9 protein-coding genes, 1 tRNA gene and 1 pseudogene are annotated in these 14,068 nt (G+C 63.2%); 6 read left to right on the top strand and 5 right to left on the bottom strand.

Going from position 1 to position 14,068, the window contains the following annotated elements:
- Positions 1-1,554 (bottom strand): annotated as a pseudogene (locus tag GM676_RS33065) (methyl-accepting chemotaxis protein); the annotation flags it as partial.
- Between the two features lie 173 nt (positions 1,555-1,727).
- On the opposite strand from GM676_RS33065, the gene GM676_RS17170 reads away from it, so the two are divergent.
- Positions 1,728-2,903 carry a DUF418 domain-containing protein gene (locus tag GM676_RS17170; RefSeq protein ID WP_155464971.1) on the top strand — a complete coding sequence of 392 codons (1,176 nt, stop codon included), beginning with the start codon at positions 1,728-1,730 and terminating at the stop codon, positions 2,901-2,903.
- 17 nt (positions 2,904-2,920) lie between these two features.
- Here GM676_RS17170 and GM676_RS17175 read toward each other — a convergent pair whose 3' ends face one another.
- Positions 2,921-3,526: an IMPACT family protein gene (locus tag GM676_RS17175; RefSeq protein WP_155464972.1), complete on the bottom strand. Its 606-nt coding sequence runs from the start codon at positions 3,524-3,526 to the stop codon at positions 2,921-2,923.
- Positions 3,527-3,569: 43 nt separating this feature from the next.
- Here GM676_RS17175 and GM676_RS17180 point away from each other — a divergent pair, with 43 nt between their 5' ends.
- Together GM676_RS17180 and GM676_RS17185 are read left to right on the top strand one after the other, a co-directional pair.
- Entirely contained in the window at positions 3,570-5,555 is a 1,986-nt protein-coding gene (locus GM676_RS17180; protein ID WP_155464973.1) for a helicase-related protein, read from the top strand.
- Between the two features lie 5 nt (positions 5,556-5,560).
- Entirely contained in the window at positions 5,561-5,836 is a 276-nt protein-coding gene (locus GM676_RS17185; protein WP_155464974.1) for a hypothetical protein, read from the top strand.
- A 38-nt stretch (positions 5,837-5,874) separates the two neighbouring features.
- Here the strand turns inward: GM676_RS17185 and GM676_RS17190 are convergent.
- Positions 5,875-5,950, bottom strand: a tRNA-Lys gene (locus tag GM676_RS17190).
- Positions 5,951-6,065: 115 nt separating this feature from the next.
- On the opposite strand from GM676_RS17190, the gene GM676_RS17195 reads away from it, so the two are divergent.
- A complete protein-coding gene (locus GM676_RS17195) occupies positions 6,066-7,211 on the top strand; it encodes an acyltransferase family protein (protein WP_229262738.1) in 1,146 nt (381 codons plus the stop codon).
- 191 nt (positions 7,212-7,402) lie between these two features.
- Positions 7,403-10,168, top strand: coding sequence for a TonB-dependent receptor (locus GM676_RS17200; protein WP_229262739.1), 2,766 nt, complete (start codon positions 7,403-7,405; stop codon positions 10,166-10,168).
- Here the strand turns inward: GM676_RS17200 and GM676_RS32625 are convergent.
- The gene (locus tag GM676_RS32625; protein ID WP_155464976.1) at positions 10,165-12,267 is read right to left on the bottom strand and encodes a TonB-dependent receptor plug domain-containing protein; all 2,103 of its coding nucleotides are present in this window, start codon (positions 12,265-12,267) and stop codon (positions 10,165-10,167) included. The two genes, GM676_RS17200 and GM676_RS32625, sit on opposite strands and share 4 nt — an antisense overlap.
- Positions 12,268-12,404: 137 nt before the next feature.
- On the opposite strand from GM676_RS32625, the gene chrA reads away from it, so the two are divergent.
- Positions 12,405-13,742 carry a chromate efflux transporter gene (gene chrA, locus GM676_RS17210; protein ID WP_155464977.1) on the top strand — a complete coding sequence of 446 codons (1,338 nt, stop codon included), beginning with the start codon at positions 12,405-12,407 and terminating at the stop codon, positions 13,740-13,742.
- Here chrA and GM676_RS17215 read toward each other — a convergent pair.
- Positions 13,739-13,996: a hypothetical protein gene (locus GM676_RS17215; RefSeq protein WP_155464978.1), complete on the bottom strand. Its 258-nt coding sequence runs from the start codon at positions 13,994-13,996 to the stop codon at positions 13,739-13,741. The two genes, chrA and GM676_RS17215, sit on opposite strands and share 4 nt — an antisense overlap.
- Between the last annotated feature and the right edge of the window lie 72 nt (positions 13,997-14,068).

Below are 14,068 nucleotides of genomic sequence, written 5' to 3' on the forward strand. Positions count from 1 at the left end.
TCAGGCTGCGGCGAGGTGGTGCTGGCTGCGACGCGGCACCAGCGCCAGTTGCGGCCTGCGGCGCTGGCCATGCTGGGCGGCCGGCGCGGTTGCCGGTTGTGCCTGGTCGGACGACAGCTTGAACACGCCCACCAGTTGCACCAGATGATGCGCCTGGTCCTGTTGCGCTTCCGCCGCCGCCGCTTGTTCCACCAGCGCGGCGTTTTGCTGCGTCACCGTATCCATCTCGGCGATCGCGTGGTTGATCTGTTCGATGCCGGCTTCCTGCTCGTTGTTGGCGGTGCTGATCTCGCCCATGATGGCGGTCACCGACTGCACGGCGGCGACGATTTTTTCCATGGTCGCACCGGCTTCGCCCACCAGCTCGGTCCCGGCGCCGACTTTGCCGACCGAGTCGTCGATCAGCTTTTTGATTTCCTTGGCCGCCTCGGCCGAGCGCTGCGCCAGCACCCGCACTTCCGACGCCACCACCGCGAAGCCACGGCCCTGTTCGCCGGCACGGGCCGCTTCCACCGCCGCGTTCAGCGCCAGGATGTTGGTCTGGAAGGCGATGCCATCGATGACGCTGATGATGTCGACAATTTTCCTGGCCGATTCGTTGATCGCATCCATGGTCTGCACCACGTTGGCCACCACGGTGCCGCCCTGCACGGCGATGTCCGAGGCGTTCTGCGCCAGGGTGTTGGCCTGGCGCGCGTTTTCGGTGTTTTGCTTGACGATGGCAGTCAGTTCTTCCATCGATGAGGCGGTCTCTTCCAGCGAGCCGGCTTGCTGCTCGGTGCGGGTGGACAGGTCCATATTGCCGGTGGCGATTTAGGTGGCGGCGGTGACGATGGAATCGGCGCCGCTGCGCACCTGGCCCACGATGTCGGCCAGGCTGTCGCGCATGCCCTGGATGGCAAACAGCAGGCTGCGCTGGTCGCCCTGGCGCAGCGTGATCGGTACCGCCAGGTCGCCGCCGGCGATCTGGCCGGCGATGGCGGCCACCTCGTTCGGTTCGCCGCCCAGCTGGCGCAGCAGCTGGCGCGAAATCAGCCAGGCCAGGCCCGCGCCCAGCGCCAGCGACGCCAGGCCCAGCGCGATGGCCAGGTTGCGCGACTGGCGGTAGGTGGCTTCGGCGCTGGCGCGCGCGCTTTCCATATTGGCGCTCTGGTGGGCGATCAGGGCGTCGATGGCATCCATGTAGGCCAATTGCAGGCCGCGCATGTTGCCCAGCATTTCATCGACCGCCGCCTCGACCTTGCCTTCGCGGCGCAGGCGCATCACCTCGTCCAGCGAGACGTTGTAGGGCGCGCGGGCAGCTTGTATCGCCAGGAACAATTCACGGCCCTTGCCGGATTTGACCATGTCGTCCAGCTTTTTCATGGCTTCGCTGTTTTCATTGCGCTTCTGTATCACCGTCGCCATTTCCTTGGCGGCCTTGGCTTCATCATGGATCAGCAGGGCGTTGCGGATCGAGCGCGCGATCTTGTTGTTGTGATTCATGATCTGCTGCGCTTGCAGCACTTTCGGATAGGTCTCGGTGACGATGTCAGTGGTGTTTTCTGACAGCTCAGCCTGGCTGTAGACAGGGAATTAGGCGATCAGGACTGCGGTGAATTGTCACCAATATATACGCATCATTCCCGTGCGGCAATAAAAAATCATCAATTTGGCAGCACTGCTTGGGAGCGATTCCATTACACTTGGCATTCTGTTTACTTTTAGCCCAGGAATGGTGGAGACCCATGACAACAAACAATGCTTCCCGGCTGGACGTGATCGACGCGCTGCGTGGCTTCGCCATCGTGTCGATCATGCTGTTGCACAACATCGAACACTTTGATTTTTATTTCACACCGGCCGGCCTGCCGGATTGGCTGAAGGCGGTCGACAAGGTCATCTGGGACAGCTTGTTTTTCTTGTTTGGCGGCAAGTCCTACGCCATCTTTGCCTTGCTGTTTGGCATGACTTTCTACATCCAGTACCACAACCGCGCAGTGCGCGGCGAGGACTTCCGTCCGCGCTTTGCCTGGCGCCTGGTCTTGCTGCTGGGCTTTGGCATGTTGAATTCCATGTTTTATCACGGCGATATCCTGAGTATTTACGCGGTACTGGGTTTTGCTCTGATTCCGGTGGCGCGATTAAGTAATCGCTGGGTATTGGCGATTGCGGTTGTTTTGCTGTTGCAGCCTTACGCCTGGATCGAAGTTATTCAAGCCTTGCCGAATCCGGACCAGAAACTCGCCGATCCGGCATCGTGGGCTTATTTCGGCGCCGCCAATGAATATTTCGCCAAAGGCACGGCAGCGCAAGTCTGGTGGGGCAATCTCACCAACGGCAAAGTCGGCGTGATTCGCTGGAGTTGGGAAAACGGGCGGATATTCCAGATTCCCGCCTTGTTTATGCTGGGTATGCTGGCTGGCCGTAAAGGTGTATTTAAGGAAGGGAATAACGCCTTCTGGCGTAAAACCCTGGTGGTCGCGGTGCTGGCATTTATTCCGTTTTATACGCTGAAAACCTGGCCGGAGTTATTGGGTGTAGGCCAGGCGGTAGGGCGCCCGTTGCAGACGATTATTACCTCGTGGTCGAACGTGGCCTTCATGGCGATATTGGTTTCCACATTTTCGTTGCTGTTTTATTCCCAGCTCTGGCTGGAGGTTTTCTCGCCGCTGGGCCGCATGAGTTTAACCAGCTATGTGGTGCAATCCATTGTCGGTACGTCGATTTATTATGGTTTCGGGCTGGGAATGTATCAATACACGGGAGCCAGTTTCGCGCTGCTGATCGGTATCATGCTGGCGGTGGTGCAGCGCCAGTTCAGCGTGTGGTGGCTGGCCCGCCATGCCCAGGGACCGCTTGAAACCCTGTGGCACAGAATGACGTGGGTGGGTGGCACCTCCCTGGTTCGTGCCAGAAATTAGCACGAATACACCAGGAATCAGCTTGCTTCGTCCGCCTCCGGCTTTATCCATGAGATACGGCCGTGACCGGCTTCATTCAGGCGGATAATCAGCGCCTCCGCAGCGCTATCGGGCAGGCTGAATTCGAATTTAACCTCGTCGGCATGCTGCACATTATTCAGTGCGGCGCCGGTGATTTCAATTTCCCGTCGCACCAGACCTTCCATGGCATAAGGCGCGCTGCACATCAGAACACGCTGCTTGAGAATGGCAATTTTTTCGGCTTTTAATAATGCCTGCGCCACGCTGTCGGTATAAGCGCGCACCAGGCCGCCAGCGCCCAATTTAACGCCACCAAAATATCGGACCACGGTGGCCAATACTCCCTCCAGGTCCTGATGGCGTAAAACATCGAGCATGGGCCGGCCGGCCGTGCCGCTGGGTTCGCCATCATCCACCGCGGCCGATTGGCCGCCCGCTAATAATGCCCAACAAACGTGGGCGGCACCGGGATGCTGCTCCCATAATTCCGCCACGACTTTTTGCGCGCTGGCGCGATCGGTCATCGGCTGGACGCAGGCGATGAAACGGCTTTTTTTAATCAGCAATTCATGGTGAACGGCGGTCTCGATAGTTTGCGGCATGGTGGGCGGGACGTGGGGAGGTGCGTCATTATATAATCAAGCCATGAAAGTCTATTCCACCTCCGCCCCAGTTCTCGATGCCGACAGCGATACCTCCGGCGAAGACGATCAATTAGTCCACCAGCTTGGCCTGGCGGAGAAGGGCGTCTCGCTGTCCCGCCTCGAAGGCCGGGTATTTTTGCGCATCACCGGGGTGGTCGAATATGGCGGCCGCCATGTGTCTTACGATCTGGTGCCGACGCAGGGTGTGCTGGCCAAGCCGTCCAAGTGGCGCAAGATGGATGCGGACACCCGCGCCGTCCTGTTGCGCGAGCGCGCCAGCGATGAGGTGATCGCCGAGCTGCACGAGCACGTCAGCGCCTTCGTGCGGGAGCTGGCCGACGCCTGCGACGATTGCGACATGGACGCCGAGCCTTTCCTCAACGCGCTCAGCGACATGCAGATTTCCGAGCCGGCCGGGCTGGTGTTCGACCGCATCCGCCAGCGCCTGGAGCACGCGGTCGAGCGCGAGATGGAGGAGCAGCACGCCGAACGCACGCGCCAGAGCATCAATCTGGCCGAATATCCGGCCTCGTTCGAGGTAGCGCGGCGCATGAAGCGCAAGTTCATCGCGGTGCTGGGGCCGACCAATTCCGGCAAGACCCACATGGCGATGGAAGCCCTGGGCAAGGCGCCGAGCGGCGTCTACCTGGCGCCGTTGCGCCTGCTGGCGCTGGAAAACTACGAACGCTTGCAGGAAATGCAACAGCACGGCAAGCCGCTCAAGGTCAGCCTGGTGACGGGCGAGGAGCGCCGGCTGGTGCCGGGCGCCACCCACGTCGCCAGCACGGTGGAGATGCTGGACACGCAAACGCCGGTCGACGTGGCGGTGATCGATGAAATCCAGATGCTGGCCGACCGCGACCGCGGCGCCGCCTGGACCGCCGCCGTGTGCGGCGCCCCGGCCAAGGTGGTGTATCTGGTCGGCGCCCCGGAAGCGCGCCGCGCCATCGAGGTGCTGGCGGCGCGGCTGGAATGCGAGCTGGAAGTGCATCTGCTCAAGCGCAAGGGGCCGCTGTCGATGGAGCCGGCTGCCGTGCGCAAGCTGACCAATCTGCGCCGGGGCGACGCGGTGATCTGTTTCTCGCGCCGCGAAGTGCTGATGTGGCGCGACATGGTGACCGAGGCCGGGCTGTCGGTGGCCACCGTCTACGGCAACCTGTCGCCGGAGGTGCGGCGGGCGCAGGCCCAGCGTTTCCGTGAGGGCGCGGCCGACGTGGTGGTGGGCACCGACGCCATCGCCATGGGCCTGAACATGCCGGTCGCGCGGGTGGTGATGACCACCAGCGTCAAGTACAACGGCTACGAAGAGGAGGAAATCCCGGCCGCGCTGGCGCGCCAGATCGCTGGCCGGGCAGGGCGCTTCGGCGTGCACGAGGAAGGCCTGGTGGCCGGCTACGACAACGAGACCCACGCCGTGATGCGCTCGCTGCTGCGCGAAAAGCCAGTGCCGCTGAAGACCACCGGCTTCGCGGTGGCGCCGACGCTGGAACATCTGCACCGCATCTCCTCGGTCACGCACGAGCATGCGCTGGCCAAGCTGCTCAAGCGCTTCGTGCACAACATCGATGTGCCGGACGGTTTCTTCTACCCGCGCATCACCGAGGACCAGTTCGAGCGCGCGGCCTGGCTGGATACGCTGGAGCTGACCGTGGCGGAGAAGTTCGCCCTGTCGCTGGTGCCGATTTCGGCCAAGGTGCCGGCGCTGCAAAACGCCTGGGAGAACTGGGCCAAGTCGCTGGCGCACAAAAAGATCACCCACTTGCGGCCCGGCGACACGCCGCTGCATTATATGAACTTGCAGGAAGTGGAAGACGCCTGCCGCCTGTATTCGGCGTATGCCTGGCTGGCCTACCGCCAGCCCGAGTACTTCCCGGACACCGAACTGGCGCTGCGCCTGTCGCGCGAGGCTTCCGAGCGTGTGGACGCCATCCTGCAAGACCAGAATTCGGCGGCGCGCAAACGCCAGCCGCGCAAATTCCGGCGCTGAACGCGATGGACGAGGAACGTTGCCCGCTGTGTGGCCGCGCGCTGGGAACGGTCAACATCGACCGCCATCACCTGGTGCCGAAGACCTTCAAAGGCAGGGAACAGTTCCCGATCCACAAAATCTGCCATCGCAAGATCCACTCGGTGTTCACCGAGCGCGAGCTGCTGCGCACCTACCACACGTGGGAGGCACTGCGCGCGCATCCCGACATCCAGACCTTCATCCGCTGGGTCGCGAACAAGCCGCCCGGCTTTTACGTGCGGACCGCCAGGCAAAAATAAAAAAGCCAACCCGAAGGTTGGCTTTTTTACTGAATCTTTGGTAGGCCGTGCGGGATTCGAACCTGCGACCAACGGATTAAAAGTCCGCTGCTCTACCAGCTGAGCTAACGACCCAAGGGCCGGAATTTTAATGCCTGGCGGCAGAAAATTCAAGCGCCAAGTTCTCGCGCGCGCCACGAAGGGCTCAACCTCGGCTATCATGTCGCCCTTCGTTGTAATAAGGACGAGAATGAAAGTAGTTGCAATTGCGACACATGGCATGGGTAGGCCGGCCCCGTCGCAGTTTGGTCTGATTAATCTGTTGAAAGCGGGCGCGGCCCAGCTGATCGTGTTGCACCATCTGGCGTTTTATGGCCCGATGTCCGATCACGCACGCGCCTTGCTACCGTCGCTGGTCGACTGGTTCAGCAACAGTGCCCGCATTGCCGTGCAAGTGTTTCTTGTGATCGGCGGCTTTCTTGCGGCCAAATCGCTGGCGCCGTCCGGCCACGCCGGTTACGCCGATCCGCTGCGCGCCATCTGGCGCCGCTATGCCAAGCTGGCGCCGCCGTTCCTGGCCGCCACCGTGATCGCGGCCGTCGCCTCGGCCTGGGCCAGCCGCTGGATGATTCACGATTCCATTTCCGCCCCCGCCACGCTGGCGCAATTGGGCGCGCACGCGCTGTTGCTGCACGGCGTGCTGGGTTTTCCGTCGGTCTCGGCCGGCGCCTGGTATGTGGCCATCGATTTCCAGCTGTACGCGCTGATGGTGCTGGCGCTGGCGGTCGGCGGGGTGGTCGAGGGCAAGCGACCGCTGGCGTGGCTGATGCCGGTGTCGGTGGCGTTTGGCGCCACGCTGTCACTGTTGTATTTCAACCTCGATGCGGAATGGGATAACTGGGCGCCATACTTCTTCGGCAGCTACGGCCTGGGCCTGATGGCCTGGTGGGCCAGCGACCCGCGCCGCAAGCCCGGCTATGGCGTGCTGATGATGCTGATGGTGCTGCTGCCGGCGGTGGTGGGACTGGCGTTGCAATTCCGCAGCCGCATCGCGCTGGCGGCGGTGGTGGCTTGCGTGCTGTTCCTGTTTGGCCGCGTCAAGACCGCCGCCGAGGGCCGCGCCTGGACGCTGATCCACGGCCTTGGCAAGATTTCGTATTCGGTCTTCCTGATCCACTTCCCGGTATGCCTGCTGGTGAACGCCGCCTTTATCCATTTTGTGCCGCCGGAACCGGAGTTGCAGGCCTTCGGCATGCTGGTCGCCTGGGGCTTCAGCCTGGGCGCCGGCGCGCTGTTCCACCGCTGGGTGGAGGAGCCGCTGGGCCGCCTGATGCAGGCCCTGACACCGCCGCTGGCGACCGCGCCGCCACGCCTGTCCGGGGTGTCATTCCGCTAACAAAACGCCAGCTTGCGCTGGCGTTTTTTTTCGCTGTTTCCGCCCAGTTATATGATTTTTGCATCCCTTTGTGTAAAGAAATAATAGATTGGCATTATTGTGCGAGGCGTAAGATTGTCTCAAGTAGTTGAAGCACCGCAGTAGTCGAAATTGAAGTCAAACCAAAAAATATATACACACTGGACGGAGACATGATGAAAACGACTCGCACTACCCTTCGCAGGACTGTTCTGGCAGCGCTGATTGCCGATCTGGTCCTTGCTGCCGGCGCCCATGCCCAAACCACCCCGGACGTCGACCCGTCGGCCACCGTGGTGGTCAGCGGCATCCGCGCCTCGCTCAGCTCCTCGCTCAACACCAAGCGCTTGCAGGATGGCGTGGTGGACGCCGTCTCGGCCGAGGACGCCGGCAAATTCCCGGACACCAATATCGCCGAATCGCTGCAACGCGTGACCGGCGTGCAGATCCAGCGCAACAACGGCGAGGGCCGCTACATCTCGGTGCGCGGCCTGGGACCGGAATTCAACAACGTGCTGGTCAACGGCCGCACCATGACCAGCGATACCGGCGGCCGCGAATTTTCCTTCGACCTGCTGTCGTCGGACCTGATTTCGAAAGCGCTGGTGTACAAGACCTCGCAAGCCTTCCTGCCGGAGGGCGGCATCGGCTCCACGGTGGACATCCAGACCGCGCGTCCGCTGTCCGGCAAGACCGGCCACACCACGGTGATCAACGCCTCCGGCGCCTACGATTCCAACTCGGAAAAGAAAACTCCCAACATCAGCGGCATGTATTCCTTCGCCAACGAGGCGCGCGACTTCGGCGTGACGGCGTCGCTGTCCTACACCGACCGCGCCTCCAAGCAGAACAAGGCCATCACTGATGCCTGGAATTTGCGCGATGTCTCGATCATCAATGGCGACCTGAACTCCAAGGGCCTGACCATGGCCGACGTCACCACCAAAAAGCTGTACATCCCGCAAAGCTTCGGCTACCAGCAGGAGAACGAGCGCCGCAAGCGCCTGGTCGGCAATGTGACGGTGCAGTACAATCCGACCCCAACCTGGAAGCTGACCGCCGACGCCCTGTATTCCCACCTCGACCAGCGCAACGACGTGATCGCCTTCAGCGACTGGAACAACCCGGTGCAGCTGGGCGTGAAGTACAACGGCAACAACCAGATCACCAGCTTCCTGCGTCCCGGCTCCATCTTCTACGCCAACAATCCGGCCATCGCCGGCCCCGGCACGCTGCTGGGCGAGGCCAATTCCAACGACATGATCGTCAAGGGCGGCGACCGCCTGTCGACCACCCGCGCCTTCGGCCTGAATTCGAAATGGGCGCTGTCGCCGGACTGGAAGCTGGAAGGCGACGTCTCGACCTCGCGCACCACCTCCGGCTCGCCGGACATGTGGGTGGTGGCCGGCATGGTGCCGAAGAATGGCGACGTGCTGACCTTTAACGGCACGCCGGGCCTGACCTTTGGCGACGGCATCGCCGATCCGACCGCGGTGCGCGCGCACGCCGTGTCCAACGGCGACGTCCGCAATCACGACAAGCTGAACGAAGGTCGCCTGAACCTGGCGTGGTCGCAGGACATCGGCTACTTCAAGGGCCTCGATACCGGCGTGGCGTACTCGCAACGCAGCGTCGACCGCACCGAGTGGAAGAACGATGCCTGGAATGCCTTCAGCGGCTACCACCTGGCGCTGCCGTCGTCGCTGTTCACGGTGACGCCGATCGAGAATTTCATGGGCAATGGCGCGCAGATGCCGAACGCTTACCTGAGCTTCAATCCGTACGCCTACATGAACTACCTGAACCAGCCGTCGATCCTGGCGCAGTCCAACGATCCGGCGCTGTACCTCAACACCACCAAGTATCCGAACGGCCCGATGGCGATCGACTACACGCTGCCATCGATGTGGGGCGTGAAGGAGAAGGTCGCCAGCATCTTCCTCGACAGTAAATGGGAAGGCGAGGGCTGGTCGGCCAACGCCGGCGTGCGCGCGGTGCATGTGAAGTCGAGCTCGATCGGCATCAGCCGCGTGCTGCTGTCGGCCACCAAGAGCCCGAACGACACCACCTATATTCTGAACTACGGCCCGAGCTCGGTGACCACGGTGGACAACAGCTACAACAGCGTGCTGCCGTCGGCCAACGTCAAGTTCGACCTGACGCGCGACATGCTGCTGCGCCTGGCCGCATCGAAAACCGAAACCCGTCCGACGCTGAATCAGATGGGCGTGGACAACTGGTACGGCGGCCGCTACGGCGACGTGCAGACCGGCGGCGGCAACCCTTACCTCAAGCCGATGAAGTCCAACAACTACGACCTGTCGTGGGAATGGTATCTGTCGAAGACCAACTACGTCAGCGCGGCGGTGTTCCAGAAAAACGTGCGCGACTTCCTGGAAACCCGCCTGGTGGACATGAAGATTCCGCAGTACACGGAAGTGGTGCATGACAGCCGCGTGCGCAACGGCCAGAAGGGCAAGATCAAGGGCGTGGAAATCGCCGGCCAGTATGCCTTCGACACCTCGGTTGCCTGGCTGCGCGGCTTTGGCGTGACCGCCAACTACACCTACGTCGACGCCAGCGCCACCCGCGAGGACAACAGCACCCCGGCCTGCGGCTATCCGGGCTTGTCGCCGCAGTCGTACAACGGTTCGGTGTTTTACGAGAACAGCAAGTTCCAGGCGCGCGTGAGCTACAACTGGCGCAATCACTTCTCCATCGATTGCGGCGGCGGCAGCACCCAGCCGCGCAACCGTGCCGCCTACGGCCAGACCGACGCCAGCCTGCGCTACAACCTGACGCCGACGCTGGCCATCTACGCCGACGCCATCAACCTGACCAACTCGCGCACGCATGAATATGCGCTGAACGAGAGCCAGTTCCTGACCCTGGAAGATGTGGGCCGCCGCGTCAGCGTCGGCTTGCGGGCGGCGTTCTAAAGCCTGACGCTCAGCTGCAACGCCAGGGCGCGCGGCGATACCGGAATGTCAAACGGTAGCGCCAGCCCTGGCGCCTGGCTGGGCTCGCGCGCGTCGGCGTTGAACAGGTTGCGCACGGTGGCGGACACGCTCCAGCCATGCGGCAGCTGGTGGCTGAGGACGGCGTCCACGGTGCGGTAGTCGGCAATCGGCGCGCGCGCGTCGCCGGGCGCGCGGCGGCGGCCGGCCACCCAGTTCAGTTGCGGGCCGAGGCGCCAGCTGGATGCAAAGCTCCAGTCCAGCCGGGTGTAGGCGTGATGGCGCGGCGCATAGCCGGGGTCCTTGCCGGTGGCCGGATCGTGCGCGTGCTGGCGCGCATAGTTGGCCAGCCAGCGCAGGTCCTGGTTGACGTCCCAGGTCAGTTCGATTTCACCGCCCTTGCCGTCGACGCTGCCGCTGTTCTGGTAGGTGGCGCCCGGCGCCGGCGCCGTGTTGGCCATCGAGCGGATCAGGTCTTTCATGGCGTAGCGGTACAGGCTGAGGTTGACCGCCAGGTCGGGCCGCGCCTGCCATGCCAGCGCCGCTTCGGTGGTGGCGATGGTTTCCGGCCGTATCCGCGGATTGCCCATGTTGACCGGGTTGATGCCGGTCTGCTCGTTGAAGCTGGGCGAGCGGAAGGCGCGGCCATGCAGCAGTTTGACCGTGACGTTGAGGTCGGCATCCCACACCAGCGCCAGGCGCGGATTGGTGGTGCCGCCGAAGTCGGAATAGTCGTCATGGCGCACCCCGGCCGTCAGCGCCCAGTCCGGCGCGAACTGCCATTCATCCTGCACATAGAGGTAGTCGATCTTGCGCCGCTGCGGCCGGATGTGCGGCTGGATGGCGCCGTAATCGATCACCGGGCCGGTGGGGACCGGCACGCCGGCCGGCGTCAGCAGGAAATTCTTCAGGGTGCTGACCTGGTACAGATACAGGTCGTCATGGCCGGCGCCCATCCGGATCGCATGGCCGCGCCAGCCGCTGTAGCTGGCAAACACGGCGCCGCGCAGATTGCGCTCCCAGCGGTTGGGGCCGCCGATCATCCCGTTCGGGAACAGGTTGGGGCCGATGCGCGCGCCGGCCGGGAACAGGCCGAGGCCGTCGGGCGTCTGCTCGGTGAAGAACATGTAGCTGAGCGAGGCACCCACGCTCCACACGTCCGACAGGTCGGGCGCGTTCCACGACAATTCGCTCAGGGCCGAGCCGCTGCGCGCCTTGTGGTCCGGATCGAGCGCCGAATTGACGCCGACCCCGGTGCCGACGTCGCTGCGCCATTTCAGGTTGGTGCGCCAGCGCCAGCGCTGCCAGGCCAGGTCCAGCCCGCCGTCGAAGGCGTTGTAGCCGGCGTTGATCTCGCCGGGCGCCTTGCTCACATGGGTGCCGAAGCGGCTGTCGTTGAGGGTTTGCGCGTCGGACTGGACCGTGCGGTCGGAACCGTCGGTGCGGCCCACTTGCAGGTAGGCGGCGATGGCCAGCTGGTCCTGCTTGTGACCGTACTCCAGCCACGCCTCGCGCGCGTCGAACGAACCGGCGCGCGCGCCCACGCGCAGGCCCGGCATCTGTTCGGCGGTCTTGGTGATGATGTTGATGACGCCGGCAAAGGCGTCGGCGCCATACAGCGCCGAGCCGGGGCCGCGGATGATCTCGATGCGCGCCACATTGGTCAGCGGCATGCTGACCCACATATTACCCTTGTCGCCGTTGTAGTCGGTGTTCAGGCGCAGGCCGTTGAGCAGCACCAGCACTTGCGGATTGGTGGGGCCGCCGCCGCCGATGCCGCGGATGATGTAGTTGGGCGCATGCATGGGCGCCGCGCGCGTGACATGCACACCGGCCACCGATTCCAGTACATGGTCGAGGTCGGTCGCGCCCATGGCGGCGATGTCTTCCGCCGTGATCACCGAGGCCACCGCCGGCGCCCGGCGCAGCGTTTGCGTGCTGCCGGTCGCCAGGCTGATGGCAAAGCGGTCCATGCCATACAGGGAGAGATCCTCGTCCTCAGGGGAGGCGGTGGCCGACAACGGGTAGCAGGTCATCACCGCCAGGGCGATCAGGCAGCGCCGGGAAAATAGCAGAGTCATCTTGAAAATTAAACTACATCAATAACTCAACAATACACGGGTGGTGACGGCTTCACAAACTGCTGTTGTCAAAGTGCATCAGACCAGGGTGGCGATATGGTAATGTAGACACATTTGCCAGCAGAAACATCAGTCCCATGCGCGAGAACCAGCCGAATGCAGCGCCACCGCCGGTCAGTTTTGGCCAAGCCTTGCGGTTCTGGTTCAAGCTGGGCCTGATCAGCTTTGGCGGGCCGGCCGGACAGATCGCCATCATGCACCAGGAGCTGGTGGAGAACCGGCGCTGGATTTCCGAGCGGCGCTTCCTGCACGCGCTCAACTACTGCATGCTGCTGCCGGGCCCGGAGGCGCAGCAACTGGCGACCTACATCGGCTGGATGCTGCACCGGACCCGTGGCGGCGTGGCGGCCGGCGCGCTGTTCGTGCTGCCATCGCTGCTGTTGCTGATTGCCTTGTCCTGGGTGTACATCGCGTTTGGCGAGATGCCGCTGGTGGCCGGGCTGTTCTACGGCATCAAGCCGGCGGTGACGGCCATCGTGGTGCAGGCCGCGCATCGCATCGGTTCGCGCGCCTTGAAGAACAACTGGCTGTGGGGAATTGCGGCGGCGGCCTTTGTCGCCATTTTCGCGCTCAACATTCCGTTCCCGGCGATTGTGGCGGTGGCGGCCGCCATCGGCTACGTGGGGGGCCGCGTGGCGCCGGATCAATTCAAGGCCGGCGGCGGCCACGGCAAGGCCGACACATCCTACGGCCCGGCGCTGATCGACGACGACACGCCGACGCCCGAACATGCGCGTTTCCGCTGGTCGCGGCTGGCGCTGGTGGTCGCGGTGGGCGCCGTGTTGTGGGCCGCGCCGATGGGCGTACTGACCTTGCTGTTCGGCTGGCACCACACGCTGACGCAAATGAGCTGGTTCTTCACCAAGGCCGCGCTGCTGACCTTTGGCGGCGCGTACGCGGTGCTGCCGTACGTGTATCAGGGTGCGGTGGCGCACTACGGCTGGCTGAGTGCGACGCAGATGATGGATGGCCTGGCGCTGGGCGAAACCACACCGGGGCCGCTGATCATGGTGGTGGCGTTTGTCGGCTTTGTCGGCGGCTATCTCAAGGCCGTGTTCGGCCCGGATGCCTTGTTCCTGGCGGGGGCGGTGGCGGCAACGCTGGTGACGTGGTTCACCTTCCTGCCATCGTTCCTGTTTATTCTGGCGGGCGGGCCGGTGGTGGAATCGACCCATGGCGACATCCACTTCACCGCGCCGCTGACGGCGATCACGGCGGCGGTGGTGGGCGTGATCCTCAACCTGGCGCTGTTCTTCGGCTACCACGTGCTGTGGCCGCAGGGTTTCGATGGGCGGTTCGACTGGGTGTCGGCGCTGATCACCATCGGCGCCGGCGTGGCGCTGCTGCGCTACAAGCGCAACGTCATCCACGTCATTGCTGTCTGCGCGCTGATCGGGCTGGTCCTGCGCTATTAGCGCGGCTTTTTCTTTTGCGTCTGGCGCTGTTGCTGCTTGCGCTGGGTTTCGTTCTTGTTCTGCTTGGCCTGGTACAGCGCGGCCGCTTCCACCTTGGCTTGGGCGAACGAGCGCAATTCTTCCTGGTCGTCGTGAGTGACGAAGTAATCATTGGCCTGCGCATCCACCACCAGCTTGATCGCCGCCTCGTCAGAGAGGTCATACATTTCGGTCAGCAGGGTTGCGATCTCGTCGAGGAATTCTTCGTAGGTCATGATGGTTCAGGATAGGACAGTGCGGGGCGGGATTTTACCATGCCTGCGTGGCCAGCTCTTTTTCGAGCTTTC

Origin of the sequence: Duganella radicis (genome assembly GCF_009720825.1) — a bacterium.
Lineage (GTDB): Bacteria > Pseudomonadota > Gammaproteobacteria > Burkholderiales > Burkholderiaceae_D > Rugamonas > Rugamonas radicis.